General features: G+C 55.0%; 34 protein-coding genes. 13 read left to right on the top strand and 21 right to left on the bottom strand.

Translation table 11 applies throughout. The annotated features are described in order from the left end of the window. Positions 1-69: 69 nt before the first annotated feature. From ACXKZD_RS21400 to ACXKZD_RS21390, 3 genes are read right to left on the bottom strand one after another with little or no spacing between them, the layout of a single operon-like run. Positions 70-2,454, bottom strand: coding sequence for a xanthine dehydrogenase family protein molybdopterin-binding subunit (locus ACXKZD_RS21400; protein WP_082203976.1), 2,385 nt, complete (start codon positions 2,452-2,454; stop codon positions 70-72). After that, positions 2,451-3,443: an FAD binding domain-containing protein gene (locus ACXKZD_RS21395; protein ID WP_033760775.1), complete on the bottom strand. Its 993-nt coding sequence runs from the start codon at positions 3,441-3,443 to the stop codon at positions 2,451-2,453. The genes ACXKZD_RS21400 and ACXKZD_RS21395 overlap by 4 nt, the downstream gene beginning before the upstream one ends. Beyond that, entirely contained in the window at positions 3,440-3,928 is a 489-nt protein-coding gene (locus ACXKZD_RS21390) for a (2Fe-2S)-binding protein (protein WP_022624540.1), read from the bottom strand. Before ACXKZD_RS21390 ends, ACXKZD_RS21395 begins: the two co-directional genes overlap by 4 nt. Before the next feature lie 440 nt (positions 3,929-4,368). Here ACXKZD_RS21390 and ACXKZD_RS21385 point away from each other — a divergent pair, with 440 nt between their 5' ends. Continuing rightward, complete coding sequence (locus ACXKZD_RS21385) at positions 4,369-5,262, top strand: LysR family transcriptional regulator (RefSeq protein WP_010246903.1); 894 nt, start codon at positions 4,369-4,371, stop codon at positions 5,260-5,262. A 20-nt stretch (positions 5,263-5,282) separates the two neighbouring features. Here the strand turns inward: ACXKZD_RS21385 and ACXKZD_RS21380 are convergent, their stop codons facing one another. Genes ACXKZD_RS21380 through ACXKZD_RS21365 form a run of 4 tightly spaced genes read right to left on the bottom strand, consistent with a single transcriptional unit; the run spans position 5,283 to position 8,687 of the window. After that, positions 5,283-6,122, bottom strand: a complete 840-nt coding sequence (locus ACXKZD_RS21380) for a metal ABC transporter permease (protein ID WP_488982308.1) — start codon at positions 6,120-6,122, stop codon at positions 5,283-5,285. Continuing rightward, positions 6,122-6,982, bottom strand: coding sequence for an iron/manganese ABC transporter permease subunit SitC (sitC, locus tag ACXKZD_RS21375; protein WP_010246899.1), 861 nt, complete (start codon positions 6,980-6,982; stop codon positions 6,122-6,124). Before sitC ends, ACXKZD_RS21380 begins: the two co-directional genes overlap by 1 nt. 2 nt (positions 6,983-6,984) lie before the next feature. Then, complete coding sequence (locus ACXKZD_RS21370) at positions 6,985-7,800, bottom strand: manganese/iron ABC transporter ATP-binding protein (RefSeq protein ID WP_033768784.1); 816 nt, start codon at positions 7,798-7,800, stop codon at positions 6,985-6,987. Beyond that, a complete protein-coding gene (locus ACXKZD_RS21365) occupies positions 7,797-8,687 on the bottom strand; it encodes a metal ABC transporter substrate-binding protein (protein ID WP_392391721.1) in 891 nt (296 codons plus the stop codon). Before ACXKZD_RS21365 ends, ACXKZD_RS21370 begins: the two co-directional genes overlap by 4 nt. A gap of 482 nt (positions 8,688-9,169) precedes the next feature. On the opposite strand from ACXKZD_RS21365, the gene ACXKZD_RS21360 reads away from it, so the two are divergent. From ACXKZD_RS21360 to ACXKZD_RS21345, 4 genes are all read left to right on the top strand, one after another. Further along, positions 9,170-9,463: a hypothetical protein gene (locus ACXKZD_RS21360; protein ID WP_010246892.1), complete on the top strand. Its 294-nt coding sequence runs from the start codon at positions 9,170-9,172 to the stop codon at positions 9,461-9,463. Positions 9,464-9,710: 247 nt separating this feature from the next. Next, positions 9,711-9,956, top strand: a complete 246-nt coding sequence (gene ycgZ / locus ACXKZD_RS21355) for a regulatory protein YcgZ (protein WP_010246891.1) — start codon at positions 9,711-9,713, stop codon at positions 9,954-9,956. A gap of 174 nt (positions 9,957-10,130) precedes the next feature. Continuing rightward, a complete protein-coding gene (locus ACXKZD_RS21350; protein ID WP_010246889.1) occupies positions 10,131-10,424 on the top strand; it encodes a hypothetical protein in 294 nt (97 codons plus the stop codon). A 161-nt stretch (positions 10,425-10,585) separates the two neighbouring features. Then, positions 10,586-10,840 (top strand): biofilm/acid-resistance regulator YmgB/AriR, encoded by a 255-nt coding sequence (locus tag ACXKZD_RS21345; protein ID WP_010246887.1) that lies wholly within the window; start codon positions 10,586-10,588, stop codon positions 10,838-10,840. A gap of 475 nt (positions 10,841-11,315) precedes the next feature. Here the strand turns inward: ACXKZD_RS21345 and ACXKZD_RS21340 are convergent, their stop codons facing one another. Beyond that, the gene (locus ACXKZD_RS21340; RefSeq protein ID WP_010246886.1) at positions 11,316-11,510 is read right to left on the bottom strand and encodes a hypothetical protein; all 195 of its coding nucleotides are present in this window, start codon (positions 11,508-11,510) and stop codon (positions 11,316-11,318) included. Positions 11,511-11,934: 424 nt separating this feature from the next. Between ACXKZD_RS21340 and ACXKZD_RS21335 the strand changes: the two genes are divergently transcribed. Beyond that, on the top strand, positions 11,935-12,951 hold the full coding sequence (locus ACXKZD_RS21335) for a substrate-binding domain-containing protein (RefSeq protein WP_033760784.1): 1,017 nt from the start codon (positions 11,935-11,937) through the stop codon (positions 12,949-12,951). A gap of 116 nt (positions 12,952-13,067) precedes the next feature. Then, complete coding sequence (locus ACXKZD_RS21330) at positions 13,068-13,463, top strand: (R)-mandelonitrile lyase (RefSeq protein ID WP_010246880.1); 396 nt, start codon at positions 13,068-13,070, stop codon at positions 13,461-13,463. A 20-nt stretch (positions 13,464-13,483) separates the two neighbouring features. On the opposite strand, the gene ACXKZD_RS21325 is transcribed toward ACXKZD_RS21330, so the two are convergent. Then, on the bottom strand, positions 13,484-14,368 hold the full coding sequence (locus ACXKZD_RS21325) for a LysR family transcriptional regulator (protein WP_050679264.1): 885 nt from the start codon (positions 14,366-14,368) through the stop codon (positions 13,484-13,486). A 99-nt stretch (positions 14,369-14,467) separates the two neighbouring features. On the opposite strand from ACXKZD_RS21325, the gene ACXKZD_RS21320 reads away from it, so the two are divergent. Continuing rightward, positions 14,468-15,193, top strand: a complete 726-nt coding sequence (locus ACXKZD_RS21320) for an SDR family oxidoreductase (protein ID WP_033760788.1) — start codon at positions 14,468-14,470, stop codon at positions 15,191-15,193. Between the two features lie 46 nt (positions 15,194-15,239). On the opposite strand, the gene ACXKZD_RS21315 is transcribed toward ACXKZD_RS21320, so the two are convergent. From ACXKZD_RS21315 to ACXKZD_RS21300, 4 genes are all read right to left on the bottom strand, one after another. Continuing rightward, complete coding sequence (locus ACXKZD_RS21315) at positions 15,240-15,980, bottom strand: YoaK family protein (protein ID WP_010670564.1); 741 nt, start codon at positions 15,978-15,980, stop codon at positions 15,240-15,242. A 211-nt stretch (positions 15,981-16,191) separates the two neighbouring features. Beyond that, on the bottom strand, positions 16,192-16,521 hold the full coding sequence (locus tag ACXKZD_RS21310; RefSeq protein ID WP_488982307.1) for a DHCW motif cupin fold protein: 330 nt from the start codon (positions 16,519-16,521) through the stop codon (positions 16,192-16,194). A 33-nt stretch (positions 16,522-16,554) separates the two neighbouring features. Then, the gene (locus ACXKZD_RS21305; protein WP_472955383.1) at positions 16,555-17,247 is read right to left on the bottom strand and encodes an aspartate/glutamate racemase family protein; all 693 of its coding nucleotides are present in this window, start codon (positions 17,245-17,247) and stop codon (positions 16,555-16,557) included. 67 nt (positions 17,248-17,314) lie between these two features. Continuing rightward, positions 17,315-18,472 carry an MFS transporter gene (locus ACXKZD_RS21300; RefSeq protein ID WP_050679260.1) on the bottom strand — a complete coding sequence of 386 codons (1,158 nt, stop codon included), beginning with the start codon at positions 18,470-18,472 and terminating at the stop codon, positions 17,315-17,317. A 137-nt stretch (positions 18,473-18,609) separates the two neighbouring features. Between ACXKZD_RS21300 and ACXKZD_RS21295 the strand changes: the two genes are divergently transcribed. After that, complete coding sequence (locus ACXKZD_RS21295) at positions 18,610-19,116, top strand: MarR family winged helix-turn-helix transcriptional regulator (RefSeq protein WP_157353283.1); 507 nt, start codon at positions 18,610-18,612, stop codon at positions 19,114-19,116. 5 nt (positions 19,117-19,121) lie between these two features. On the opposite strand, the gene ACXKZD_RS21290 is transcribed toward ACXKZD_RS21295, so the two are convergent. Further along, positions 19,122-19,724, bottom strand: a complete 603-nt coding sequence (locus tag ACXKZD_RS21290; RefSeq protein WP_089414715.1) for a helix-turn-helix domain-containing protein — start codon at positions 19,722-19,724, stop codon at positions 19,122-19,124. A gap of 43 nt (positions 19,725-19,767) precedes the next feature. Here ACXKZD_RS21290 and ACXKZD_RS21285 point away from each other — a divergent pair, with 43 nt between their 5' ends. Both ACXKZD_RS21285 and ACXKZD_RS21280 read left to right on the top strand, forming a co-directional pair. Further along, entirely contained in the window at positions 19,768-20,463 is a 696-nt protein-coding gene (locus ACXKZD_RS21285) for a B3/B4 domain-containing protein (RefSeq protein WP_157353284.1), read from the top strand. A 115-nt stretch (positions 20,464-20,578) separates the two neighbouring features. Continuing rightward, the gene (locus ACXKZD_RS21280) at positions 20,579-20,899 is read left to right on the top strand and encodes a hypothetical protein (RefSeq protein WP_033760803.1); all 321 of its coding nucleotides are present in this window, start codon (positions 20,579-20,581) and stop codon (positions 20,897-20,899) included. A gap of 294 nt (positions 20,900-21,193) precedes the next feature. Here the strand turns inward: ACXKZD_RS21280 and ACXKZD_RS21275 are convergent, their stop codons facing one another. Both ACXKZD_RS21275 and ACXKZD_RS21270 read right to left on the bottom strand, forming a co-directional pair. Next, on the bottom strand, positions 21,194-21,532 hold the full coding sequence (locus ACXKZD_RS21275) for a type II toxin-antitoxin system RelE/ParE family toxin (protein WP_033760806.1): 339 nt from the start codon (positions 21,530-21,532) through the stop codon (positions 21,194-21,196). Positions 21,533-21,546: 14 nt separating this feature from the next. Then, positions 21,547-21,822: a hypothetical protein gene (locus ACXKZD_RS21270; protein ID WP_010246864.1), complete on the bottom strand. Its 276-nt coding sequence runs from the start codon at positions 21,820-21,822 to the stop codon at positions 21,547-21,549. Positions 21,823-22,282: 460 nt separating this feature from the next. On the opposite strand from ACXKZD_RS21270, the gene ACXKZD_RS21265 reads away from it, so the two are divergent. Then, entirely contained in the window at positions 22,283-22,660 is a 378-nt protein-coding gene (locus ACXKZD_RS21265; protein ID WP_437381178.1) for a RidA family protein, read from the top strand. A 25-nt stretch (positions 22,661-22,685) separates the two neighbouring features. Here the strand turns inward: ACXKZD_RS21265 and ACXKZD_RS21260 are convergent, their stop codons facing one another. From ACXKZD_RS21260 to ACXKZD_RS21250, 3 genes are read right to left on the bottom strand one after another with little or no spacing between them, the layout of a single operon-like run. Then, a complete protein-coding gene (locus tag ACXKZD_RS21260) occupies positions 22,686-23,213 on the bottom strand; it encodes a DUF4865 family protein (RefSeq protein WP_488982306.1) in 528 nt (175 codons plus the stop codon). Further along, the gene (locus ACXKZD_RS21255; RefSeq protein WP_010246861.1) at positions 23,210-23,599 is read right to left on the bottom strand and encodes a tautomerase family protein; all 390 of its coding nucleotides are present in this window, start codon (positions 23,597-23,599) and stop codon (positions 23,210-23,212) included. The genes ACXKZD_RS21260 and ACXKZD_RS21255 overlap by 4 nt, the downstream gene beginning before the upstream one ends. Then, on the bottom strand, positions 23,599-23,904 hold the full coding sequence (locus ACXKZD_RS21250; protein WP_010246860.1) for a carboxymuconolactone decarboxylase family protein: 306 nt from the start codon (positions 23,902-23,904) through the stop codon (positions 23,599-23,601). The genes ACXKZD_RS21255 and ACXKZD_RS21250 overlap by 1 nt, the downstream gene beginning before the upstream one ends. Before the next feature lie 96 nt (positions 23,905-24,000). Between ACXKZD_RS21250 and ACXKZD_RS21245 the strand changes: the two genes are divergently transcribed. Continuing rightward, entirely contained in the window at positions 24,001-24,882 is an 882-nt protein-coding gene (locus ACXKZD_RS21245; protein ID WP_488982305.1) for a LysR substrate-binding domain-containing protein, read from the top strand. On the opposite strand, the gene ACXKZD_RS21240 is transcribed toward ACXKZD_RS21245, so the two are convergent. Both ACXKZD_RS21240 and ACXKZD_RS21235 read right to left on the bottom strand, forming a co-directional pair. Next, the gene (locus ACXKZD_RS21240; RefSeq protein ID WP_488982304.1) at positions 24,848-25,435 is read right to left on the bottom strand and encodes a TetR/AcrR family transcriptional regulator; all 588 of its coding nucleotides are present in this window, start codon (positions 25,433-25,435) and stop codon (positions 24,848-24,850) included. The genes ACXKZD_RS21245 and ACXKZD_RS21240 overlap by 35 nt on opposite strands. 127 nt (positions 25,436-25,562) lie before the next feature. Next, positions 25,563-25,694, bottom strand: a complete 132-nt coding sequence (locus ACXKZD_RS21235; RefSeq protein WP_010670579.1) for a hypothetical protein — start codon at positions 25,692-25,694, stop codon at positions 25,563-25,565. Positions 25,695-25,807: the final 113 nt, after the last annotated feature.

Raw genomic sequence — 25,807 nt, 5'->3', positions numbered from 1 at the left:
CGGGCGCAGGTTTCAGCCCGCGCCCGCATATCCTCACATCAACCTGCTGGCAGCAGGTCAGGAACAGGCTCAGATAATCTTATCGAGAGTAATAGGTAAGTCGCGCACCCGCTTACCGGTGGCATGGAACACCGCATTACTGATGGCTGCCGCCACGCCCACGATACCCAGCTCACCCACGGCTTTACCGCCCATGGTGGTCGCCTCAAAATCGGGCTCGCCAACGTTGATGGTGGTAATGCTCGGGATGTCACCGTTAACCGGCACCAGATAGTCCGCCAGGTTGTTGTTGATCACCCGACCATTGCGCGGATCGACGATGCCCTCTTCCATCAGCGCCTGACCGACGCCCATGATCATGCCGCCAATCCACTGGCTGCGCGCCAGTTTAGGGTTGTAGAGACGACCGCTGTCGAGCGCCGCCACCATCCGTTTGACCCGGATAGTGCCGAAATCTTCATCGACCCGCACTTCCACAAACTGCGCGCTCCAGCTGTGGGCCGAGAATTTTTCAGGGCGGCTCATGTCATTAAGGTTGCGCACCATCTTGTCGCGCTCGCTCTGTGACAGATCGTCCGGGAAAGTGCCGCCTTTCACCGTCAGACTCTCCGCCGGTGCCAGGCTTGCCAGCCGGGCAAATGAGACCGCCAGACCGCTGCGCAGATTATGCTGAACCCCGTCGCCTTTCAGCGTGAGCTGAGATGCCGGAGTGCCATTCAGTGGCGACTGTGGCAGCTCGCTGGCGAGTTTCAGCAGCTGGTCGCGCATTCGTCTGGCGGTATCGTTCACCGCCGCGGTCACGTTGCCCGCCAGCTGCGATCCACCTGCGACACCGGCACGCGGCAGCTCGGTATCACCCAGCTGAACCTCGATGGTGGCAGAGGCGACGCCAAGAATGTCGGCAGCGGTCTGCGCCAGGATGGTATAGGTCCCGGTGCCGATATCCGCACCGGCGCACTGCACCACAAATTTACCCTGTGGCGTCAGGATGATTTTTGCCTCAGCAGGCAGTTTGTTGACCGGATAGGTGCCAGAGGCCATGCCCCAGCCAATCAGTTCACGCCCTTCGCGCATCGACCGCGGCGTCATAATGCGCTTATCCCAGCCAAAGGCCTCAGCCCCTTTCTGATAGGCTTCTTTCAGGCGACGCGAACTCCACGGCAGATCGAGCTGATAATCTTTGTCCGCCCAGTTGCGCAGACGCAGTTCCAGCGGATCGATATTCAGGGCATAGGCCATCTCATCCATAGCCACTTCAAGACCAAAGGCGCTGGGGTTTTCGCCTGGCGCACGCATCCAGCCTGGCGTCACGGTATTGATCGGCCTGACCTGATGCTGGGCGGAGACGTTGCCCACCGCATACATGCGGGCGGTGACTTTGCTGCAGTTCTCAGCAAATACATCGATTAATGACGTTTCACTGAAGCTGCGCTGGATAATCGCCTGGATCTTGCCGTCACGCGAGGCACCCAGCTCCAGCTGCTGCGAGGTGGCGGGACGTCCGCCCAGACCGGTAAAGGTCTGCGGTCGGGTCAGCGACACTTTGATCGGACGCTTCAGCGCTCGTGATGCCACACTGGCCAGCGCGACGTGGGTGTAAGGCACCGGCTTGGACCCAAATCCCCCGCCGACATAGGGTGAAATAATCCGCACATCTTCAACGTCAATGCCCATCCACTCGGCGATTTCCACCTGCGCGCCTGCCACCCACTGACTCGGCTCCCAGACGGTAATGCGTCCATCCTGCCACTCAGCGACACAGGCGTGCGGTTCCATCGGCATGTTGTATTCGCGCGGCGTGGTATAGCGCTGGCTCAGACGCACCTCGGCCTGCTGCATCGCCGCCTGTGCATCGCCCATATCGATATCCTGTTTCGATACTGGTTTAGGTTCGACACCCTCATCGGTGGCAAAAATCAGTGCAGGCGAGGTTTCATAGTCGATCTCCACCAGCGAGGCGGCATAAGTTGCCTGCTCAAACGTCTCTGCCACCACCAGACCGATGTTCTGGCCATTATGAATAATCACATCGTCCTGAATCGGGGTATAGGTTGACTGCGCCGCGCCGCCGTCTGCAATCGCGGTGGGTTTGTTGATCTTCAGGCTATTCAGATGGGTATAAACCGCCACCACACCCGAGGCCTGCTGCGCCTTTTCCGTCGACATCCGGCTGATACGGCCGCTGGCAACAGTAGACTGGATCACCACGCCATAGAGCGGATTTCCCGGCTGATGTTCTACAGCATACCGCGCCTCACCGGTGACTTTTACTTTGCCGTCACCCCGCGAGCGCCCGGCGCCCAGTCCCTCAATCGGATCGGTGGTTTCTGGTTCCGCCGTGGCAGTATCACTGGCACTGGCGCTTTGCATACTCAGACTCAGGCTGCCCGCCGCTGAGATCGCCGCCGTCGCCTTCAGTAACTCCCGACGTGCTTTGTCATTTACGTCACTCATGCGGTTTCTCCTGCTGCCATCAGCGCACGTGCAATCACACGCGGCGCCAGTTTTACTTTATAGGCGTTGTGGGTCAGCGCCTGCGTCTCCTGAGTAATCCGTTCTGCCGCCTGGAAGACCGTCTCTTCATTAAACGGCTGGCCCTCCAGCGCCTGCTCCACCGACCTGACCCGCCAGGGTTTGGTGGCGACGCCGCCCAGCGCAATATGCACCTGACGCATCACGCCGTTCTCCAGCGTGAAGCCTGCGGCCGCGCTGGCTGCAGCAAACTCATAAGAGCTGCGGTCACGGACTTTAAGGTAGTGTGAGTGCCGCAGTGACTCGGTTTGCGGCACTTCAATGGCCACAATAATTTCGTCATCGCGCAGATCGTGCTCACGATCAGGTGTGTCACCCGGCAGCAGGAAGAAATCATCAATCGCGATGCGACGGGTTTCGCCCTGCTGATTCTGCAGGACCACGATGGCGTCAAACGCCACCAGCGCCACCGCCAGATCGCCGGGATAGACCGCGATGCAGCTGTCGCTGGCGCCCAGGATGGCATGATTGCTGTTAACCCCATCCAGTGCGGCACAGCCGGAACCCGGATTGCGTTTGTTGCAGGCGGAAAAGGTCGCCGGATCGCGGTAATAGGCGCAACGGGTACGCTGGCGTAAATTACCGCCCAGCGTGGCCATGTTACGAATCTGCGGTGACGCGGCCTGCCACAGGCTGCCGTAGATGGCTGGTGCGTTCTGCTGGCAGGCGGGATGATCTGCCAGGCCGCTCATGGTGACCAGCGCGCCGGCCGTGATCTTATCGTCGTCAAACTGCAGGTTTTTAAGCCCGGTCAATCCAGTGATGCCGATGAGCTGCGGCGGCGTGAAGACCCCACACTTCATCAGATCGAGTTGTGTGGTGCCCCCTGCCAGAAACTGGCTGCCAGACTGCTGTTTCAGGGCTGCGGCTTCCTCAGGCGACTGCGCGACTTTCCAGCTGAATTCATTCATGCGGACTCCTTCGCCATCTCTGCTGCGGCCTGTTTAATCGCATCCACAATGTGCGGATATGCTCCACAACGGCAAAGGTTGCCGCTCATATACTCACGGATCTCATCTTCTGAACCCGCATGGCCCTCTTTGATGCAGGCGACGGCGGACATAATCTGACCCGGTGTACAGTAGCCGCACTGGAAGGCGTCATTCTCCATAAAGCAGCGCTGCACCGGGTGCAGCTCACCTTCGGTGGAAGCCAGCCCTTCAATGCTGGTCACTTCGGCGCCATCCGCCTGAGCCGCCAGCGTCAGGCAACTCAGCACCCGCTGGCCATTAATCAGTACCGTGCAGGCACCGCACTGCCCCTGATCGCACCCTTTTTTGGTGCCGGTCAGGTTAAGATGCTCACGCAGCGCATCAAGCAGGGTGACACGGGGATCGACCTGCATCTGCTGCGACTGACCATTAACCTGCATTGTTAGCGATATTTTTTCCGACATTGTCTGCTTCCCATTGTTGGGGGCCAAAAGATGTAATTTTTTTATAGGTTTATTTCTGACGGGGTTCGAATCGGGGGAAAATCGTGATAACCCTAATCTTTACGCGCGTATCTCTGCTTTAAGGTTTAGCAGCTTTTTGGCAATTTTGCGGGGAAGCCGGGAAAAGTAAGTGTTATCTGAATGGCGGAGCGAGGTTGAATCGGGATAAATATGTGTTCATACAACGCTCATCTAAATGATTTTATTAATTTTATTGAAAAAAGCTTTTATAGCCGTCGTTCATAGGGTTTATCTGTCCGCCTCATTAATCCTGCCGCGAAATGTGTAACCCTGAAAGGCAATTTCGGGTCTGATAGCAGGTCGGGTAGCGAAGCCGTAGTTAACGTCGATAAATCGGCCTGTCCCGACCGGGATAACCGATCAAACAGGTCAGAGGGCCTATGCTGAAAGAAAATTTTAACGATCTAATCTATCTGGTGGTGGTAGCAGAAGAGCGCAGCTTCACCCGGGCAGCGGCGAAGCTGGGTGTGTCGCAGTCGGCACTGAGCCACGCGATTCGCGCTCTGGAAGAGCGTCTTAGCGTCCGGTTGCTGACGCGCACTACTCGCAGCGTTGCCCCGACAGAAGCCGGTGAACGGCTGATCACTACCCTCGCCCCGCTGTTCAGCGAGATTGAGTCTGAACTGGTCAATGTCACTGACAGTCAGGGTAAAATCTCCGGCAACATTCGTATCACCGCAGGCGAACATGCGCTCACCTCTACACTCTGGCCGCTGCTCAGGCCCTTTCTTCAGCAATACCCCGATGTCCATGTTGAAGTGTCGGTGGATAACAGTCTGACCGATATTGTCAGCGGCCGTTTCGATGCAGGCGTGCGACTGGGTGAGCAGGTCGAAAAGGATATGGTGGCGGTACGCATCGGGCCGGACTGGAATATGTGCGTGGTGGCAGCCAGCAGCTATTTTGATCAGCACGGCAGACCTGAGACTCCCTATGATTTACAGCATCATAACTGCATCAACCTGCGGCTGCCGACGCTGGGTGGCCTCTATAACTGGGAGTTTATGCGTGATGGCAAGGAGATCAGGGTCAAAACGCAGGGTCAGTTAATTTTTAATCATCTCGCGTCGCGCATTGATGCCGCACTGAGCGGGATGGGGATCTGCTATGTGCCGCAGGATAGCGTTGCGGAACACCTTAAAAGTGGCCGTCTGGTTCAGGTTTTGGCTGACTGGTGTGAGCCTTTTCCGGGTTATTATCTTTACTATCCCAGCCGCAGACAGCACACCAGCGCCTTTACACGTTTGATTGATGCGGTGCGCTATCGCGGTTGAGAGACAGCCGCGATAGCCAGTCAGCTGGCATTAAGCCGCTGTCGTTCAAGCTGTCGCGTTTTGCGGCCTGAAATCACCATCGCCACGATAAACACCATTGCAAAGAGCACCACGATCGTGGGTGCTGGCGCGCTGTCGATAAAGAACGAGAGATAGACCCCACTCAGCGACACCAGCACCGACACCATGACCGCCACCAGCAGCGCATGTGAAAAGCGGCGGGTAAGCAGAACTGCGATAGCACCGGGCGCGATCAGCAGGGAAATCGACAGGATGATCCCTACTGCTTTCAGCGTCGCCACAATGGTCAGCGAGACCATGCAGAGCAGCCCATAATGCAGCCAGCGTGCGGGTAAGCCAGAGACCTGCGCCTGCTGTGGATCAAAACTGAATAGCATAAAATCACGCCATTTCACCGCAATGACCCCAACGATCACCGCTGCGATAAGCGAGGTCTGAATTATGTCAGCGCCCGTAATGCCGAGCATGTCACCAAACAGAATGTGATCAAGATGCACCTCCGGCTTCACGGCGATATAGAGGATCAATCCCACCGCGAACATGCCGGAAAAGACGATTCCCAGCACCGTATCCTGCTTGATACGACTGTTGTCCTGCAGAAATCCACTGGCAACGGCACAGAACAGACCGGCGACAAACGCGCCCACCGCCAGCGGCAGCCCGGCCATCCAGGCGAGGACGATGCCAGGGAATACCGCATGGCTCATGGCATCGCCCATCAGCGCCCAGCCTTTCAGTACCAGAAAGACCGACAGCAGCGCACAGGGGATCGCCACCACCAGCGCAATCAGCAACGCGCTGTTCATAAAAGCGAACTGGAAAGGTTCAAAGATCCACATCAGCCAGGCTCCTTTTCGGGACGATGGCGGCCACGACGCCGGTTAGCCAGCAAGCCATGTTTGGGCGCAAAGACAAACGCCAGCAGGAACAACAACGTCTGCGCCACCACGATGATGCCGCCCGTTGCGCCATCCAGGTAGTAACTCGCCCACGCACCGAGAAAACTGGTGATACTGCCAATCGCTACGGCAATCATCAGCAGACGCGGGAAGCGGTCGGTGAGCATCCAGGCCGTCGCGCCTGGCGTCACCACCAGACAGATCACCAGAAATGCACCGACGGTTTGCAGCGCCGCCACGGTTGAGACTGCCAGCAGGGTAAAGAAGAGGACTTTCAGTCGTTCAGGACGCAGTCCGATGGCGCGCGCGTGATTCTCATCAAAGAAGGTGACCATCAGATCCTTCCACTTAAACAGCAGAATGATGATCGACAGCCCGCCAATCAGCGCCAGCTGGAGTATATCCGCGGGCGCAATCGCCAGAATATTGCCGAGCACAATGGTCTGAATGTTTACCGCGGTCGGATTGAGCGACACCATAAACAGACCCAGACCAAAGAAGGAGGAGAAGATCAGGCCGATGATTGCATCTTCTTTTAAGCGGGTGCGCTGATTGAGTAACAGCATACTGCCCGCCGCCAGCCCACCAGAGAGAAACGCGCCCAGCGCAAAGGGCAGTCCCAGCATGTAAGCACCCGCTACGCCCGGCACGATGGAGTGCGACAGCGCATCGCCAATCAGCGACCAGCCTTTGAGCATCAGGTAGCAGGAGAGAAACGCACACAGGCCGCCGACCATGGCGGAGACCCACATCGCGTTGAGCATGTAGTGATAACCAAAAGGCTCCAGTAACAGTTCCATGGTCAGTTCCCGTCTTCAGGTGCCGTACGTGGCGCAATAAAAGGCCGCTCATCGTCGGTGATAATCTGATCGTCCAGCCCTTTCACCATCACATGACGCAGCACCCCACTGAATGCACGCTCAAGGTTGGCGGCAGTAAAGGTGGTGCGGGTCGGGCCGCTGGCCAGAATGGTGCCTTTAACCATAACCGTGTAATCGCAGAACTCCGTGACCGATCCCAGATTATGCGTTGAGACCAGCATGGTCTTGCCTTCATCGCGCAGCTCACCCAGCAGACTGATGATTCTGGCCTCAGTCTGAACGTCCACGCCGGTAAACGGCTCATCCAGCAGGATAACGCTGCCCTGCTGGGCAATGGCGCGCGCCAGAAATACCCTTTTCTTCTGTCCGCCGGAGAGTTCACCGATTTGACGATGCCGGTAATCCAGCATATCGACCCGCGCCAGCGCATTACTGACAATTTGCTGGTCGTGCGGTTTCGGTCGACGCAGCAGGCCCATATGACCATAGCGACCCATCATTACCACATCTTCCACCAGCACCGGAAAAGACCAGTCCACCTCTTCCGACTGCGGCACATACGCGACCAGACTCTGACGCAGTGCTTCACGGGTTGGCATGCCGAGCACTGAGATGCTGCCGCTGGCGAGCCGGACAAAGCCCATCAGCGCTTTGAACAGGGTTGACTTACCTGAGCCATTGACGCCCACCAGCGCCGCAATCGATCCGCCCGGCACGCTGAAGCTGGCATCATGCAACGCGGTGTGACCGTTGCGATAGGTCACGGTAACATCGGAAACCACGATGGTGTCTGTCATTGCGCTTTCTCTCCCGCTTTAATGCCCTGCGCCAGCGTCTCCGTGGTGACTCTGAGCAGATCAAGATAGGTCGGCACCGGTCCCTGAGCGTTGCTTAATGAGTCGACGTAAAGCACCCCACCGTAATGCGCACCCGTTTCCCGCGCGACCTGGCGGGCTGGCTTATCCGACACGGTGCTTTCACTGAACACCGCCGGAATCGCATTTTTCTTGACCTGGTCGATCACTTTTCTCACCTGTTGCGGCGTGCCTTGCTGATCAGCATTTACAGGCCACAGGTAGAGTTCTTTCATACCCAGGTCGCGAGCCAGATAGGAGAATGCGCCTTCGCTGGTCACCATCCAGCGTTTATCCTCCGGGATGTTGGCAATCTGCTGGCGAAGCGGATCCAGCGCTGCGGTGATTTTTTGTTTGTAGGCAGCTGCGTTCTGACGATAGGTTTCCGCATGCGCCGGGTCATATTTCACCAGCGCATCACGGATATTATCGACATAGATCAGCGCATTGTCCGGAGACATCCAGGCGTGCGGATTCGGTTTACCGTTATAAGGCCCCTCGCCAATACCGATCGGTTTTACCCCGGCAGAGACAATCACTTCCGGCACCCCATCCAGATGCTGATAAAAACGCTCAAACCAGCGTTCGAGATTAAGCCCGTTCGCCATGATTAACTGCGCACCCTGCGCCCGTTTGATATCGCCGGGCGTCGGCTGATATTCGTGTATTTCAGCACCCGGTTTGGTAATGGAAGTGACTTCGGCCGCATCGCCCGCCACGTTTTTTACCATGTCAGCGATGACCGTAAACGTCGTCACTACCTTAAATTTTTCTGCTGCATAGCTGCTGGTCGCCATCAGGGTTGTCAGTAGCGCACTCAGTAGCATCATGGTTATTTTTCTTTTCGGGACCATAGGGCGATCTCCAGAGGTGATTAAAAACAGAACATAATTAGCATAGGCTATTTTTTATAGCACAGGCTATACCTTTGTAACAGCGAAGGGTTGTGAAGTTTCTTCAGCGTCCGGGCCCGAATGTGAAGTTTTGTAAGCGAATCGCTTTACTTGTTGATATATAGAAATTTAATTTCAATGATGGGAAGTTTATGGAAAGCGTGATGTATAGCTATAACCGGGTTTTACGCCTTTCTCATCTGTGGTTGAGTAAACCGCAGGAACGATAACAGGATTACAAAAAGCCCATCCTGGCTGTGCAATTGACCGAAAAGCGTTCTGACACCTGGCGGCACTCACATGACACGCATAGCAGACCGACAATTAAAATAATCTTATTGATAGGCTGAATTGATTAAGCTTCGTAAATTTTTTTGCTACAGTTAATGTTACTTACCGCAATCACCCAGGAGGATAATTTGTATTTTTCCAGCGACGAAAAAGCGAATGTCATCATTGGCGAAGCCGCAATGAACCTGTTTAATGCCGGTCAGGAAGTGAATGTTGAACTGCTGATTAATGAACTAAGGGTCATGGCTGACTCTGAAGTTAATGAGACTCGCCTTGAGCAGATGCAGCATGCGCTTCAATGGCTGATGGGGTTCAAAACCATCGGTTCCCGCAGCACCGCCCCGGCGACCTGGCTTGCCAAAACCACTGGCAAAGAGCCCGCTGCTCCCGTCTCTGCCGATGACATCTTCTTTAAACACTAATCCATGTATGCCTTTCCTCTCCGGCCTTAATATTCAGGTCGGAGCGTCGGTGGGGTGTGAATGATACAAGAATCTGGTACAATTTTTACCTCGCCACAAACTCCTCGTAACACCCTGTTTTAAAAGCCTTAGCACTTTTTGCACAAAAAAATTAATCCTAAAAATCCAAAATTCTGTACAAGTTTTGCAAAGATGTATAACTTGCGCATCAAGAGTGCATACATTTAAACCACCTGAGGACAACAACATGCGTCAGAACGGACAAGCCCCGGAAACGATCAGCGATATTGCCCGTTACTTCAATCAGGCCAGCTCACCGTCGCAACAGGAGACGCTGGGTTCGGTTGTGGTGGAAATTCTGCGCGCAGGTCATAGCCTTAGTCGGAAAACGATTTGCAGTAAACTGCTGAGTCGCCTTGAACTGGCTGCCACGCCAGAAGAAGAGAGTCATCTGCATGAACTCATTGCGATGCTGTTTCGTCGCGAAGATTAATGCCCTCTCACGGTCGTGCATGTTAATCAGGACGCCTGTTTCAGCCATCACCCAGGAAGATCTATCCTAGCAACAAAGCCCAGTTCTGCTTCCCGTATCGGGTGCACTAAGTCGCACCCGCTGACGCATACGGACCCGCAGCATGGCCATTGATTCGCAATCAGAGAAGCCAGTATGTACAGAAGTGAAGATGAGAAACTGACAGATGTCATGATCGGCGAAGCCGTTCTGACATTACTCAAGTCAGACAAACCGGTATCCAGTAACGCCTTAATCGCACAGCTCGAACTGATGGCTGCTGATGCTGACGACGACGTGAAAGTGTCAGTGATTCGCAAAGCCATCACTGAAGTCCGTAATGGTATGGTTGCCGCGCGCAAACGCGTGCAGGGCGACGGTGCCGAACGTGATAACACGGCTCATCGTATGAACAGTGATGGCCCGCCTGAAGGTTCGAAAAAGCACTGATTGAGCGTACTGCGTACCTGATACATGCGGCTAATTTTAAGCGAAGCGGCAGACCTGAACAGAATTTTTAAGGCGGGCTGGGCAAAACGAAAACTGCGCCTACACTCGTTTTTGACTTCAACCATTGCATCTGACTCATTTTCCTCAGAGAAAGAATAATCATGCAGCATTCATCATCAGATTCTTCAATTATTGACTACTTCCGTAGCGCAGGCGATCAGCTTGCTCCGGAAACTGAACTGCTGGGCGCAGTGATTCGTGACATTGTTGCTGATCAGGGACGTGTAACCAATAAAGCGATCATCCTCTATTTGATCGCTGAACTGGAATGCACTTCAGATGTTGTCAGGCTGGATGTGTTACGCAAAACGCTGGAAATCGTGGTTGGCCGCACGCCAGACGATACCGGCATCTGATACGCCATTCTGCGTTACCTCTGGTAACGCAGGATACTCTTCCCCCTCGCCCGCTTTTGTTTCCTTCCCTCACTTTCGCTGTATACCCGATATGCCACACAGAAATTATCCGATATAAAAATTCTTTTGCAGGTTAATGATGTAGCAGGGATTTGATCCCGACGATAACGCTTTTTTGCAATCATGCCAGATGATGATCATTCAGGCTTAATAAGACCTGCCAATGAAAAGGCGAACTTCTTTATCAGAAATTTGCCACCCCTAATGAATAATCAACAGAAAGATCTGACTGACATTTTTTAATGCGGTCATCAACCGTCTCGCTGAATAAAAAAGAAACGACCGACTCACAGTAAAATCCCTTTTAAATGCTGCGAGCAATATGCAAAGCCTCTTATGCTCGCCGATGTCAAAGGTAGCAGGGACGCTATCATGACACAGGCCGGGACAACGCCCGGCATCAGGCCTGGCAACCTTAATGCATCTTCCGGGTGAAAAAGCTTATCGCTTCCTGACACAATGCTTTCAGCCTGCTGTCACGCGTCTCTTCGCTCAGGCGAAACAGCGCGTCCGTAATGTCGTGGAAATGAACCGGCTCTCCCGCCTTGATCAAATCACTGACTACCGCACCGACCAGCGCACGGATTTCATTATCGTTGTCGTACTTCACACGACCTCCCGATGGTGTATGCATATACAGTCTATCATTAGCGGGAGCCAAAAAACAAAAAAGCCGTCAAGCGGGAAATATAAGCGAAGCGGCAAAAAGGTTATTAACTATACAACCTCAGAATATTATCTTGCTTTATTTTCACCCCATGCAGCCCTGAAGCTATAAATAGCCAAAACGTGGTAGCAACCGCTGTAATCTATTTATGCCCATGTATATTGAGAGTTGGATAGTTATATATCGCGGAAACAGACTTTTGGCTGAATGTGTTATAAACACTTTTACGACTCACTGTTTGTTGCGATAACCTGCGGGGCAGCTTTCCCGGCCTGATATGTGCTGACCAGCCTTTCACAAATGATCATCTGACAATGGCCAGCAGTATGATAAAACTATCGTCATCCTCTGGTGTCACGAGCAGCACATGGCTAAATTTACCCTGAAACAGATTGCTGCCCAGTCGGGACTCAGTCTGGCGACCATCGACCGAGCCCTGCATCAGCGCGGTAACGTGCATGCCACGACCCAGCACCGAATCCAGCAGGCGATAGCGGACCTGGAACTGATGCAAAAAGCGGGACTCGCCAGGGGAAGAACGATCTATTTCGACGTCATCATGCATACACCTGACCGCTTTCAGCCACTGATACGTGAGGCGTTCAGCAGTCAGATTGCCAGTTTTACTGCCTTTAAACTTCAGCTGCGTTTCCACTTCGGCGCGAATTTGACTGCGGAGGCGATTAACGCGCTGCTGAATAAAAAAGCGTTGCATAGTCACGGCGTCATTCTTAAGGCAGCCTGTTCTGGTGAACTTCATCCCACCCTTGAATCACTGCTGAAACAACGCGTTCCGGTGGTCACCATGATGAGTGACCTGCCCGGCAGCGCGCGCCTGCGCTATATCGGCATGGATAATTTTGATGCCGGTAAAGTGGCGGCTTTTCTGATGTCAAAATGGCTGCGGGTGAGTCGTTCGCATATTGTGGCTGTGACCGGCAGTCACGATTTCATTGGCGAACAGGAGAGAATTCAGGGGTTTCAGCGAGCAATGCAGGAGTTTGCGCCCCAGCATCAGGTGAGCGTGGTGGCAGGCGGTTATGGCATTGACGCCCGGATGCAGCAGTCGGTGACACAGTTTTTGCAGAGACATCCGGATGCAGATGCGGTCTACACAGTCGGTGGCGGTAATCCCGGCATACTGCGCGCTTTTGCCGAACAAAAGCGGACGGTTAACGCTTTTATTGGTCACGATCTCGATCGTGAGAATCGTGCACTGCTGCAGGCCGGTAAAATTGATGCATTAATCGAGCATAATTTACAGCTTGATGCGCTGCACGCCTTCAGAACGCTGCTGGCGTTTCATGGATTTTTGCCCGCCTCAGAACCGCCCGCGCCCTACTCTAAAATCAACATCATCACCCGTTACAACATGACAGCCTGAAAAACTGTCAGGCAATTAATGAGCCCGGCTCATAACCGTTTGCCGACTGAGCGGGCTAATCACGCTCCGGCTTGCCGGTTACACTGTGCATGACACGTTAACAACAGGAGTGAGTAATGAAAATTATCGCCAACGGATCGCTGCCTTCGCGTAAAGGACCTGCTGAATATTTTACCGGCACGGTTCGGATTGATGCACCATTCCAGGCAACCGAACCCGCCCGCGTGGGTGGCGCAACGGTGACTTTTGAACCGGGTGCCCGCACCGCATGGCATACCCATCCACTCGGGCAAACCCTGATCGTCACGCATGGCCAGGGCTGGATTCAGTGTGAGGGTGAAGCCATTCAGGTGATGAACACCGGTGATATCGTCTGGATCCCGGAAAACGTGAAGCACTGGCACGGTGCAACGCCGGATAACGCCATGACGCATATTGCTATCGCTGAGTCACTGAACGGCTCGCCGGTTGACTGGCTGGAGCAGGTCAGCGATCAGCAATATCAGCGCTAAATCAGACGCGCATTCTATCGCTAAAGTCTGACGTGATCGATCAGCGCCCTCAGCTTGGGGGCCAGATTTTTGCGGCTGGGAAAATAGAGATAGAAGCCGGCAAAGGCGGGCAACCATGCGTCGAGCAGGGTCACCAGTTCGCCACGTGCGATGTAAGGCTGGAAGGTTTCTTCCATGCCAAAGCTGATGCCGCCCCCGGCGCAGGCGGTGCGGATCATCACCCCCATGTCGTTGGTGGTGAGTTGCGGATTGACGGCAACATCAAACTCGCGTCCCTGCTCTGCGAACTCCCAGCGATAAGGGGCCAGACCTGGCCCTCTTCGCCAGCCGATGCAGCGATGATTGACCAGATCCTGAGGATGTTGCGGCGTGCCTGCACGAGCCAGATAGGCGGGTGACGCCACCGCCACCTGACGCTGCGCGGTGGATACCGGCACCGCAATCATATCCTGAGCAATCACCTCCCCCAGCCGCACGCCCGCGTCATAGCCCTGCCCGACAATATCAAACTCCTCATCGGTGACGGTGATATCCAGCTCAACCTGCGGGTAAGCGGTAATAAAGCTCGCCAGCAGTTCTCCCCCCAACATCCGCTCAGCAATCGAGGAGATCGCCAGCCGCAGCTGGCCCCGAGGTTCCGCAGCCAGTTCGGCAATATCGGTCACGGCGCGATTGAGCTGGTTGATCGCCGGCGCCACTTCGGCATAGAGCCGCTGTCCGGCTTCTGTCAGCTGAACCGAGCGTGTGGTGCGTTGCATCAGCGTGATGTTAAGCCGGTCTTCCAGACGCCGCAGACTCTGGCTGATCGCCGGACGCGTAACACCTAATTGTTCTGCGGCCAGCCGGAAATTTCGCGTCTGCGCCACAATCACAAAAACTTCGAGAGCATTTTTATCGGCATTCATTGGTCAGATTGAGTTACCAGTCCGTAAAGCGTTCGGTGGATTATCTTTATAATGCAGTCGCCGTATGATCGCCAGTGACAACCTGACTGGAGAAACAAAATGACTCAGAAAGTGATTTTAATTACCGGCGCCTCAAGCGGCATCGGTGCAGGCATTGCACGTGAACTGGCGAAAACAGATGTCATTCTGCTGCTGGGTGCGCGGCGGGAAAGCCGCATGGCCGCGCTGGCTGAAGAGCTGCAGTTCAATGGTGCAGAGGTGGCGATCAAAGCACTTGATGTAACGCGCCGCGAAGAGATGACGCAGTTCGTTGAGTATGCGCTGGAGAGATGGGGCCGGGTGGATGTAATGATCAATAACGCCGGTATTATGCCATTGTCACCGATGGCGTCGCTGCGGGTGGAAGAGTGGGAACAGATGATCGACGTAAACATCAAAGGGGTGCTGTATGGCATTGCGTCAGTGTTGCCGACCATGCTGGCCCACCAGCGCGGCCACATCATCAACGTCGCGTCGATAGGGGCGCTGGCCGTGTCGCCCACCGCAGCCGTCTACTGCGCCACTAAGTTTGCGGTGCGGGCGATTTCCGACGGATTACGGCAGGAGAACAGTCAGCTACGGGTGACCTGTGTCCATCCCGGTGTGGTGGAGAGCGAGCTGGCATCAACCATTACCGATCCGGCAGCCGCCGAGGCGATGCAGCACTATCGCGCTATCGCGTTGCAGCCGGACGCCATTGGTCGCGCCGTGTGCTATGCCATTGAACAGCCTGAAGAGGTAGATGTGAACGAAATCGTGGTGCGGCCAACCCGAACGCAGCAGTAAGCAACCCGCCCGATGCGCTGTATGCATCGGGCGGGAAGTTTTACTGTCAGTAGAGGCTTCTGCGGGTACGCTGCACGGTGATAGCGATGGCCGTCAGTGCCACCAGCATCAGAAATATCCCCAGTCCAACCATGGCGTTAAAGCCATAGACTTTGAACAGCAGCAGACCGGCAATACAGCCGCTCAGGAATGAAAACACGGTAGTCAGATGGGTGTGCAGAACCTTCTGGAAAAAGCGACGATCGTCGGTTTCAAGATGCACGGCGTGGGACGTATGGGCAAAGATCCACGACCCCAGCGCAATACCCGCATCGGTCAGCGTGCCGGTAATGTGGGTCGATCTGACGCGGCCATTGGAGAGCTGCGTCGATGTCGCATTATGAATCCCCATTAAAAAGCCCAGCATTAACAGCACTTCCCCGTTAAAGCTTGGCCGGTAGAACACGATTTCAAAGATTGATGCCGCCGTCAGTGCCGCCCCTTCCGCCAGAATGATCAGACAGAATATGGTGCGTAACTTATGTTTGATCCCCACTACCACCGCCAGCCGGGCAACGGTACAGCCCAGCACAAAGGCAATAATCAGTGCCATCAAAAACAGCATGGTATGGAGGTCGCTGGTGGTCACTTCCTGGGAGATTTGCGAGGTGTTACCCGTCATATGCGATGGAAAAAATCCAAACGCGCCCAGCGCCATGGCATTAAGGATGCCGGCGGTAGTGGCAAGCACCAGCGCCAGCAGTCGATCTTCGGTATGCGAACGAACTTTCTTCTTTTTTATCAGCACAGGCTTCCCCACCTCAGATGAATGCAAAACGTTCTTATAAGGCTTCTAGCATACAACCTGATGGAAATTATTCCTGTCAGAACCAGATAACTCTGATGAAATAAGCCATTAATTTTGCTGATTTTTATAAAGCTGATTCAGTTTACTTTTAAAAGTGTCAACGACGCGATGATTCACCAGCAGGTGATCACCAGAGAGGCTGATGGTGAACTCAGTCAACGATGAAGAGTTGCGCGCCTGTGGACGTAAAGGAGCGATGTGGTTCAGCATCGTCCGCCACCTGATAGCTGACGCCCGGTGTCAGCACGAAACGGCGACCATCTGCCAGTTCAGTGTGCAACTCACCCGCCATGCACAGCAAAATATGGCCCTTTGTGCACCAGTGATCGGCGACATAGCCTGGTGAATAGTCGACCATCCGCACCCGGATATCGTAAAACTTCACGGTTCGCCAGGTCGCCTGCCCCTGGTCGCCGGGATGAATCGTCTCTTCAATCTGATCCCACTGGGTCAGGCCAAACGGCAGATTTTCAATTTTCATGCGATTCCCTCAAGGCTAAGTGCAGGATAAACGTCAGGCCAGAGCCTGGGTAACGGCCTCTTCCGCGTGGATAAGCGTGGTATCAAACAGTGGCACGCTGGCATCCGTGGCATCCACCAGCAGTGTGATTTCGGTGCAGCCCAGAATAATGGCCTCCGCGCCCTGCGCGACCAGCTGCTGCATGATCTCCCCATAACGGCGACGCGACGCGGGATTGATCTCGCCCAGACAGAGTTCGTGGTAAATCACCTCATGCACAAAAATTCGATCCTCTCTATCCGGCGTGATCACCTCAAGACCAAACTGCTGCTGAAGTCGCCCGCGATAGAAATCCTGTTCCATGGTGAATCGCGTCGCCAGTAATCCGACCTTACGCACCCCGGCCTGCTGAATGCGCCGTCCGGTGGCGTCGGCGATATGCAGCAGCGGGATGCCCGTTGCGGCGCTGATTTGTGTTGCCACTTTATGCATGGTATTGGTACAGAGTACGATGAACTGCGCGCCAGCCCGTTCCAGATTGCGTGCCGCTTCAGCCAGTATCTCTCCCGCCTGCTGCCACTCGCCCGCAGCCTGTAGCTGCTCGATGCGCTGAAAATCCACGCTATAGAGCACCAGCTCCGCCGAGTGCAGGCCGCCCAGCCGCTGTTTAACCAGCTGATTGAGAATACGGTAATAGAGCGCGGTAGACTCCCACGACATACCGCCTAACAGACCAATGACTTTCACAATGCACTCCGGGTTCAGGGGTTTTATTCCAGCATGCCAGATCGACATTGATCGGCAACGGCTTTGTTCAGTTGATACTGTTCTGAGGTCTGAAGCGTCGGGCAATCACCATTAACAGCACAACGCCAGCGCTCATGATCAGCCAGGCCTGAGTCATTGACGTTCCGCTATCACGCACCCAGCCTGCCAGCAGCGGCATCAGAGCCGCAATCAGATATCCGCCTCCCTGTACACGTGACAGCAGAATGCCCGCTTCTCTGGCACTGCGCGCATGATCCAGCGTGACGATCAGCGACAGCGGAAAGAGCGCACCGATGCCCGTACCCAGTAACAGTGAAGAGAGTATCGGCATCGTACCCGGGTAAAAGACCAGACTCAGCAGCCCCAGCAGCAACAGGGCCAGCACGCCGAGCAGCAGCGGACGGCGATCGGGAAAGCGATGTAACGTCGCCGAGACGATGAATCCTGCCACCACTTCGGTTAACGTCAGGGCCGCGAGCAGATAGCCACTGTGGCGAGCACTCCAGCCCAGTTGAATATAGAATGGCGGCAGCCAGGCCAGCACTAATGTATAAGCACCCGTGCCAATGCCGAAAAAGAGCATCAGCAACAGGGTACGCCGCACAGGCAGCGTCGCTGCATCAGAGGCCACGCTCACCTGCGGCGATCGTCTGACTAAAGTCAGCCAGATCAGCAGTGTGACCAGCGTTAACCCGCCGGAAAGCGCCAGCGCGGGTTGCAGGCCCAGCCATGAAAACAGCGGGTCGGCACCGGCAGCAGTCAGTGCCGCGCCCGCCATAATGCCCGTGCTGAACAGCGCCATCAGCGTCGCCGCGGCTTCAGCAAAGCGTTGCCGGATCAGAGCGGGCATCAGCGCCTGTATCACGCCAATTCCTGCGCCCCCCGCCAGCGCGGTGAGCAGCAGCTGAGAGGGAGTAAGCGTAACGCCGCGCCACAGGCAGGCGAACGTCAGACAGAGCAAACCGGCGGCGATTCCCTTTACCGGCCCGATGCGGGCGATCAGCCACGGGCCAGAGAGTGCGGCCAGGCCCATCATCGCCACTGGCAGCGTGGTCAGCAGACTGAACGTCGTCGACGACAATCCGGCCTGCAGTTGCAACACCGGGAACAGCGGGCCGATAATCGCCAGCATAGGCCGCAGATTCAGCCCGATAAGAAAAGCGATCACGGCAAACAGAATGGGGAACAACACCTTATTTTTCATCATCGACGCCTTAACAGAGGATTGACGATGACAGCACCGGGCTGCCACCATTTATCTTAACGTTAAGATAAATTCCCCCCGGTGTTAAGAGGCTGCGCACAACCCGACAACATAACCACAATATTTAAAGGTGATTTATGCATGACCATATTGATTTCGTTGTCAGTCAGTGGGACGACGCGATGCCCGATCTCGACGCCTCTTCAATGCGGATCTTCGGCAGGGTGTTGCGTCTGATGAAACATCTGGCGAAAGCGCGCAGTCAGGCACTGGAGCCTTTTGGTTTTCAGGAGGGGGAATTTGATGTGCTGGCGACATTGCGACGGGCGGGATCGCCTTTTCGCCTGTCGCCCACCCAGCTCTACCAGGCGCTGCTGGTGACTTCCGGTGCGATGACAAATCGTCTGAACCGGCTGGAGCAGCAGCATCTGATCGAGCGTATTGCCGCGCCAGAGGATAAGCGCAGCATGCTGGTCCGGCTGACGCCCCACGGGCAGCAGCAGATTGAGCATGCACTCCGCGTCCATACCGCTACGCAGGAGGCGTTGCTGGCCCCGCTTGGCGCTTCAGAGCGTGCCGAACTGGAAAGGTTGCTGAAAACGCTGCTGCTGGCGTGTCCAGGCGAAGCGACCGCCGCAGAATAGCGCCGTCAGCGCTGCAGTTCGGCCACTGTCATGGTGAAGATAACCGGCAGGTGATCGGCACTGGCATAGGCATGCGGCATATCGGTTCGCGCTACGGCTGCACAGCCCTGCTGCACCACCAGGGTCTGCTCACCCACCGTTAAGGCGAGCGTGCCCTGCTCGACGTGCAACAGTTCGAGCGTGCCTGAAGAGTGACCGGTTGAACGGAAAGCTTCGCCCGCAAACATCTGCCAGCGCCATAGCTCGATCATATCCGGCCCACGGGTTCCCGCCAGCAGCTGCGCATAACCGCCCTGCTCGCCCTGCCACAGCCGGGGCATTTCGCTGTTCTCAATCAGCCAGGCGTCAGGCGCATGCGCAACGTTGACGATATCTGCCACCGAGACGCCCAGTGCGGCAGCCACTTTACAGAGAATGGCAATGCTGGGATTGGCGACACCCTTCTCGATCTCCACCAGCATGCCTTTACTGACGCCAGCCCGGCGTGATAACTCATCCAGCGAGAGTTTCTGACTTTTACGCCAGCTTTTGATGCTGTCCGAAACAGCCTGATTGACACTGGCGACATCGGCACCCGCATCGGTCGTTATATTGACTTTTTTGGTCATCGGTCATTACTATGAAATAAATTAGTCACTGAGAGAGTATCCGATGTTATCTGTTCACCCGTCAATCGCTCCCGCTGTTTTCGCGCTCGCTCCCGGCTTTCGTGCCATGAGTATTGTGGTGGAAGCCACACCGATTATCCGACCAGAAGTTGCCAGCGATGCACTGAAGAGCGCATGCCAGCAGGTGTTAAATGATGATGCGGCGTGGGCAGACGCGCATCTCGCAGCCTGGGCTGAGGTGTTTAAAGCCTTTGGTGCCAAAGCGAAACGTACACCCTGTTCGGCAGAAGCATTGCGTAAGCGTGTGCTGCGGGATGGCGCATTGCCTGCCATCGATCCGGTTGTCGATCTCTATAACGCCATCAGCGTTCGTTATGCGCTGCCGGTCGGGGGTGAAAATATCGCGGCCTATGCTGGCGAGCCACGTCTGGTGATTGCTGACGGCAGTGAACGTTTCGATACCGTTAAAGAGGGCGAGGTGGTTTATGAGTCGCCGGAACCGGGTGAAGTGATCTGGCGCGACGATCAGGGCGTGACCTGTCGCCGCTGGAACTGGCGTCAGGGTGTAAGAACCCGACTGGATGCCAGCGCGCAGCAGATGTGGTTCATTCTGGAAAGTCTGCCCGCTATGCCGCTCTCCGCGCTGCAACAGGCCAGCGACGATCTGGTTTCGGGATTACAGCAGATGATGCCGGGTGCGCAAATCAGTACGACGCTGATTGAAGCGCCAGCAAACTGAACATTGCCTCAACAGCGGCTAAACGAGATTAACGGTGAGCGGAAACTGTGGCAGGATACGCGCCCTGCGTCTGGCCATACCCGGCTGACTTAACGGCACTCAACCGGTGACTAAAATGGCTAAAGTAAAATATATCCTGCCCCTGCTGCTGATCCTCGCCCTGGCCGCCTGGTGGTTTATCCCACACGACAGTGAGGAAGATAAGGCGTATTACGTCGCGGTGCTCTGCGCGATTGATCATGATAATAAGCAGCCCCTCGACCGGCAGATGCAGAACGTCATTGAAGGCGGCAACTCTGATTATGCGCTGCAAAAAATCACTTATAAATCGGGGCTGGGCCGCAGCGTGATTGCTCGCTGGCAGCAACTGACACCTGATGAACAGCAGCGCGCCGCCCAGGATAACCTCGCCTGCCAGCAGATGCTGAAGCGCTGATTTCTGACGGGCGTGTTCATATCATTATTCATATGATTTCGCGCTGGTCATCATTATGGCCGCGCCCGTCCTGGCTTATCCCTACGCATCTGAAATTACCGTGTTTTTTGTCTACGACTTACAGGTAAGCGGGCTTATGAATCCCTGATAACCTGATGCCGGAAGAATATGGGCTTATGGCTGAGAATCCGCAAATCTCAAAAATTGAGTGAAACTAAAACGGGGATGCTGACAGTGGCGCTTACGTTCATAAGCTTTCATTATGCAAAAGCCCGCATTAGCGGGCCCTGAGCGTCATTTCAGTATGTTGTATCTGTAGAGCAAATTTCCGAAATCCTGTTTCATGCTAACGAAAAGAAGAATCTGGATAGTACTGTCCACGAAATCGTACAGAACACGATACTCTCCTTCAACATCAAGACGTTCGCGTAACAAAAGCCCGCGCTCTGAAAGATAAGCATTGTAGCGATACCTTTCAGGATCCTGACTGATATTGTCGACTGAATCCATGAGTAGATTATCGACAAATGCAGCCGCTTGCTGCGCCCCAACTGTTCCGCTCTTATAGGACTCAATGTCCTTGAGACACTGTTCAGCCAGAGGCGCGATTACCAGCTGATATTGTTCTGACACTCAAAGCCTCTCTATTATTTTCTTGCGGCACGTAACCTTCCCAGAACGTCTTCAGGGGTCATGCCTTTGCCATCAGCGACTTCCTTTTTAGCTTGCAAGGCCAGCTTGAAAAGGGCGTTTATGTTTCTTTCCTGCTCGATCTCTCTAATCTCAGCCTGACGCTCAGCAGCAGTCTGGATGAAGAGTTCAGAGACGCCGTTTTTTGTTACGTATACTCCACCTTCGAAGGCGGCAGCATTTCCGAGACTGTCTCTGGCAAGCTTCTGGGACATGGTTTGATTTGAGTTCATACATGATTTCCGATTAGACAGGACGGGTAAAATCAAAGGGATTGCCGGTAGAGCCATCCAGATTTCATCGTTAGTTAAAATACTTCACAGACTGTAAGATTTGAACTGACCCTCTCTTTTCCGAGGGACATAGGGTGAATATAACCCAGGAGTGAAATCGTGTACATATTTATCCACCCTATCCACGTTACTGAACCTGGATGGCAAGGCATCGTCCTGATAGGTTCAAAAGCAGAAGGTAGTCATGCTATTCAATGTATTGTATATAGCACGCAACACAGGACCGGCGTTGATGTCTGAAATCGACTGAAATCGACTGAAATCGTCAAAAGATCGCCTTAACCACCAGCAATCACCTCTTCTGCCTATTGCCGATTTGTTAACACAACCCGCTATCGACTCTCAGCCTGCTTTAATGCCAGTAGCCTGTATGGTATGAAATCACTTAAAAGAGGAAAATATGACGATGCCAGAACGCAAAAATTATCCGCAACTGGGCGAAGTAAAAGCGCCTTATGTCCACGCAGTGAAGCATGGCGCGACGCTGTATGTCTCAGGACTGACCGCTTTCGGTACGGCGGCTCAGCAGGGAGATATGGCTGACCAGGCAGAAGCCATTTTTGATCAACTCAGGGCGGTTGCCGCGGCTGAGCATACGTCGCTCGCAGCGCTGCTGAAGGTCACGATATTCATCACCTCTTTCACAGAGATCACCGCGCTGCGGGAAGTCCTTTATCGCAACTACGGCGAGCATCTGCCCGCCAGCTCACTGGTACAGGTCAGCGGACTTTTCTCCACTGACCTGCGCATAGAGATTGAAGCCATTTTTGCCCTCTGAGTAGAAAACAACGACATTCCCGATGCTAGAGCTGCAGATCCGCGGCGGCTGCGCCCCGCGCCAGATAACCGATGCGATAGACTTCCTGCTCGCCAGCGGGGCGCTGGTGTGAAGCGTTAACGTCTACTCCCTGCCAGCGGCTCACATCCCAGGCGCTGATCCCTGTTGTTCCCGGCAGTGTCGTAAGGTCTGAATGCGGTGGAATCGTCCAGCGGTTCAGCGTTATAAAGCGGGCGTCGGCCAGATCAGGGATATGGGTCTGCCCCTCAAGCGCCAGCCAGCTTTCGATGATCGGCCAGCCAAAATCCCTGACCAGCGTCGCAAAGCCAGGACTTTGCAGGAAACGCTGCATACCACTCGCCTCCCGCCAGAAATAGAGCGGCGCATAACGGTTTTCATTCTGTCCGTCATCATCACGGCAAGTGTAAAGATATGCCTTGGCCACCAGCCCTGGAAAGCCATCAAGCCGGGCTCCGTTCAGACTGATGCGCTGTTCGATGATGCCCATGTCGTAGTCAGCGGGCAGGGTAAAACGGTAGTGCATGATAATCATAACGCCTCCTGTGCCAGCATCCGGCCGCCGCTAAAGCTCCACTCTTCGGTGCTGTTAAACTGAATGATGATCATCACGTCGTCAGGATCGATCGCCATCTCCGCCTGAAGCGTCGTACAGAGTGAATGATAAAACTGCTGCTTCTGTTGTCGGGTTCGCGGTCGGCCTGCTGTCACCTGAAACAGCACGAAATTATCGCTACGCCCGCCGCTGAGATAGTGACGATTAAATACCCGCTGTCCGGCGGGCAGCATCTCAATCACCTGAAAGCAATCATGCTCAGGAACGTCAAATTCCGCGACCAGCGCCTGCTGAAGCAGCGTGGAAATCTGATGCAGAGCCGCCTCGCTGTAGCCCTGACGCAGGGTAATTCGGGTAAAGGGCATCAGTGATTATCCTCCAGATAACCCAGCGCGGTGACGGCGGCGGGCCAGCCTGCGTAAAACGCCAGATGCGTGAAGCTCTCCACCAGCTCATCCTGCGTCAGTCCATTTTGCCGGGCGAAATCGATGTGCCACGGCAGCTGCTGGACCCGCCCCAGCGCGGTTAACGTTGCCAGCGTCAGCAGGCTGCGTTCACGCGGTGACAGCAGTTCGCGCTGCCAGATATCGCCAAACAGCACCTGCTGTGTCAGTTCGGCCAGTTTTGGCGCGCGCTGCGCCAGTGTTTCCCGATCAAGCGATTTTTTCATTGCACACTCCTCAGTGGTGAGACAGAGTGTCACTCAGGCCTTCAATCCTGAAAATCAAATTAATCAGCTCTTACCATCCATAATTACAGGACAATAATGAACAAGGTACCGGAGTCCCTCGATATGGATGCGCTGCGCAGTTTCGTCGCGGGCATTGATGCCGGCAGCTTTGCCCTGGCGGCACAGCATCTGTGTCGGTCTGCCTCGGCCGTGAGTGCGCAGCTTAAGAAACTGGAGCAGCAATGCGGCACGGCGCTGGTGATGAAAAAAGGGCGTCATGTGCAGCTGACCCGCAGCGGTGAACAGCTGATGAGTTACGCCAGACGCCTGCTGTCGCTGAACGATGAGACATTGCGGGCAGTGAAAGGCGAAGCGTTGCAGGGCGAAATACGCATCGGGATGCAGGAGGATTTTGGCGAGGCGTTGATGCCGGACATTCTCGGCGCGTTCAACCGGCAGCATCCGGAGGTGATGCTGACCGCACGCGTCGACAGAAATCTGCCGCTGCTTACGGCGCTGGCCCGTCATGAGCTGGACCTGGCGCTGCTGTGGCAGGCAGAGCAGCAGGCTGGCACGCAGTTAATTGGTCAGTGTCCGTTAGCCTGGATACAGCATCCGGCGTTTGATCTGGCGGGATATCTGCAGCGCGGCGAGCCGCTGCCGCTGGTGGCATTCGATGCGCCGTGTGTCATGCGATCGCGCGCCATCGAGGCGCTGGATAAGGCAGGTATTTCGTGGCGGGTAGTGTTCACCAGCCACAGTCTTAGCGGGATCTGGGCGGCATTACAGGCCGGGCTGGGCATCACCCTGCGCACCCGCGCAGGGTTGCCGGAGACGCTGGTGATTGAATCACACCGGCTGCCAATGCCCGGCTATCTGGGTATCGCGCTCGCCCGCTCAGATCAGGGTAACGATCCGGCGCGAGCACTCTTGCAGCATCTGATCACGCAAGCCGCCCTGCCCTTTGTTCAGCGCTGACTGCTGTCTGAAATGCCCGCTGAACCAGAGACGAACAGTATTCTGCTGAGATGTCGCGGTCGCCGAACAGAATATGAAACATCACCGGCGCCACGACCACATCGATGATGCGATCAACGTCAAAGCCTGATTCGCCGCGTGCCTCGGCCCGACTTTTCAGTGTTTCAAGATGCTGATAGGTAAACCCACAGCATTTCTGGCTCGCCGCTTCAGCCTGACTTCCTATCACATCAGCCAGAAGCTCACGACCGACTTTGGACGACATCTCTTCAGCATACTGCTGGATGAACGCGGTAAGATCGCCGGCCGTCGATCCGGTATCTTCCGGTTCTGCAATGGGCCGCATCCGTGCCACGGCCACATCCGCCAGCAACTGGGACAGATCGCCCCAGCGCCGATAGATCGTGGAAGGTGTCACACCCGCCTGTTCGGCGATCATCGGCACTGTAATAGCTGAACGATCAAGCGTTTCAAGCAAGCGGTTAACGGTGTTATGCACTTCCGCCTGAATACGTGCGCTGCGCCCACCCTGCCGAATCATCTCCCTCGCCATCACTTTCTCCCGCTTTTATCAGCCTGAACGTCATGGTTAAAGCAACGAAGTTGCATTAACAGATACCGGCAGTGTACCGCATCTCAGGCTGAGCAGGCGCTAATGTGTGCTATCGGACGATTGAGAATCAAGGCTGCAGTTTACTCAGGACAGATTTAACCGGCTCGGCGGTGAGATGTGACGAACGGTTATCTGATGCGCCTATCCATAAAAGACTGACTGCCATAACTGCTGAAATAAAAATTGTACGAATATCCATAAAGCCTCCCCCTGATTAAGGTGGCTAAAGTAATCCACACAGCGGAGTATTAATCGCGGGATAAGAGAGGGTTTAAAGGGACTTTGCGCGAAAAGGTGGCGCAGATTTCGCCA

The organism is Pantoea sp. ABR1s, from assembly GCF_057812235.1.
Note: the sequence above shows the minus strand (reverse complement) of the source record. Positions and strands in the feature narration are given on the sequence as shown.

Coding starts and splice junctions, on each gene's coding strand:
- ACXKZD_RS21400 (WP_082203976.1), bottom strand. CDS start 2,454: ATGAGTGACGTAAATGACAAAGCACGTCGGGAGTTACTGAAGGCGACG.
- ACXKZD_RS21395 (WP_033760775.1), bottom strand. CDS start 3,443: ATGAATGAATTCAGCTGGAAAGTCGCGCAGTCGCCTGAGGAAGCCGCA.
- ACXKZD_RS21390 (WP_022624540.1), bottom strand. CDS start 3,928: ATGTCGGAAAAAATATCGCTAACAATGCAGGTTAATGGTCAGTCGCAG.
- ACXKZD_RS21385 (WP_010246903.1), top strand. CDS start 4,369: ATGCTGAAAGAAAATTTTAACGATCTAATCTATCTGGTGGTGGTAGCA.
- ACXKZD_RS21380 (WP_488982308.1), bottom strand. CDS start 6,122: ATGTGGATCTTTGAACCTTTCCAGTTCGCTTTTATGAACAGCGCGTTG.
- sitC (WP_010246899.1), bottom strand. CDS start 6,982: ATGGAACTGTTACTGGAGCCTTTTGGTTATCACTACATGCTCAACGCG.
- ACXKZD_RS21370 (WP_033768784.1), bottom strand. CDS start 7,800: ATGACAGACACCATCGTGGTTTCCGATGTTACCGTGACCTATCGCAAC.
- ACXKZD_RS21365 (WP_392391721.1), bottom strand. CDS start 8,687: ATGATGCTACTGAGTGCGCTACTGACAACCCTGATGGCGACCAGCAGC.
- ycgZ (WP_010246891.1), top strand. CDS start 9,711: ATGCGTCAGAACGGACAAGCCCCGGAAACGATCAGCGATATTGCCCGT.
- ACXKZD_RS21350 (WP_010246889.1), top strand. CDS start 10,131: ATGTACAGAAGTGAAGATGAGAAACTGACAGATGTCATGATCGGCGAA.
- ACXKZD_RS21345 (WP_010246887.1), top strand. CDS start 10,586: ATGCAGCATTCATCATCAGATTCTTCAATTATTGACTACTTCCGTAGC.
- ACXKZD_RS21335 (WP_033760784.1), top strand. CDS start 11,935: ATGGCTAAATTTACCCTGAAACAGATTGCTGCCCAGTCGGGACTCAGT.
- ACXKZD_RS21330 (WP_010246880.1), top strand. CDS start 13,068: ATGAAAATTATCGCCAACGGATCGCTGCCTTCGCGTAAAGGACCTGCT.
- ACXKZD_RS21325 (WP_050679264.1), bottom strand. CDS start 14,368: ATGAATGCCGATAAAAATGCTCTCGAAGTTTTTGTGATTGTGGCGCAG.
- ACXKZD_RS21320 (WP_033760788.1), top strand. CDS start 14,468: ATGACTCAGAAAGTGATTTTAATTACCGGCGCCTCAAGCGGCATCGGT.
- ACXKZD_RS21310 (WP_488982307.1), bottom strand. CDS start 16,521: ATGAAAATTGAAAATCTGCCGTTTGGCCTGACCCAGTGGGATCAGATT.
- ACXKZD_RS21300 (WP_050679260.1), bottom strand. CDS start 18,472: ATGAAAAATAAGGTGTTGTTCCCCATTCTGTTTGCCGTGATCGCTTTT.
- ACXKZD_RS21295 (WP_157353283.1), top strand. CDS start 18,610: ATGCATGACCATATTGATTTCGTTGTCAGTCAGTGGGACGACGCGATG.
- ACXKZD_RS21290 (WP_089414715.1), bottom strand. CDS start 19,724: ATGACCAAAAAAGTCAATATAACGACCGATGCGGGTGCCGATGTCGCC.
- ACXKZD_RS21285 (WP_157353284.1), top strand. CDS start 19,768: ATGTTATCTGTTCACCCGTCAATCGCTCCCGCTGTTTTCGCGCTCGCT.
- ACXKZD_RS21280 (WP_033760803.1), top strand. CDS start 20,579: ATGGCTAAAGTAAAATATATCCTGCCCCTGCTGCTGATCCTCGCCCTG.
- ACXKZD_RS21270 (WP_010246864.1), bottom strand. CDS start 21,822: ATGAACTCAAATCAAACCATGTCCCAGAAGCTTGCCAGAGACAGTCTC.
- ACXKZD_RS21265 (WP_437381178.1), top strand. CDS start 22,283: ATGACGATGCCAGAACGCAAAAATTATCCGCAACTGGGCGAAGTAAAA.
- ACXKZD_RS21260 (WP_488982306.1), bottom strand. CDS start 23,213: ATGATTATCATGCACTACCGTTTTACCCTGCCCGCTGACTACGACATG.
- ACXKZD_RS21255 (WP_010246861.1), bottom strand. CDS start 23,599: ATGCCCTTTACCCGAATTACCCTGCGTCAGGGCTACAGCGAGGCGGCT.
- ACXKZD_RS21250 (WP_010246860.1), bottom strand. CDS start 23,904: ATGAAAAAATCGCTTGATCGGGAAACACTGGCGCAGCGCGCGCCAAAA.
- ACXKZD_RS21245 (WP_488982305.1), top strand. CDS start 24,001: ATGAACAAGGTACCGGAGTCCCTCGATATGGATGCGCTGCGCAGTTTC.
- ACXKZD_RS21240 (WP_488982304.1), bottom strand. CDS start 25,435: ATGGCGAGGGAGATGATTCGGCAGGGTGGGCGCAGCGCACGTATTCAG.
- ACXKZD_RS21235 (WP_010670579.1), bottom strand. CDS start 25,694: ATGGATATTCGTACAATTTTTATTTCAGCAGTTATGGCAGTCAGTCTT.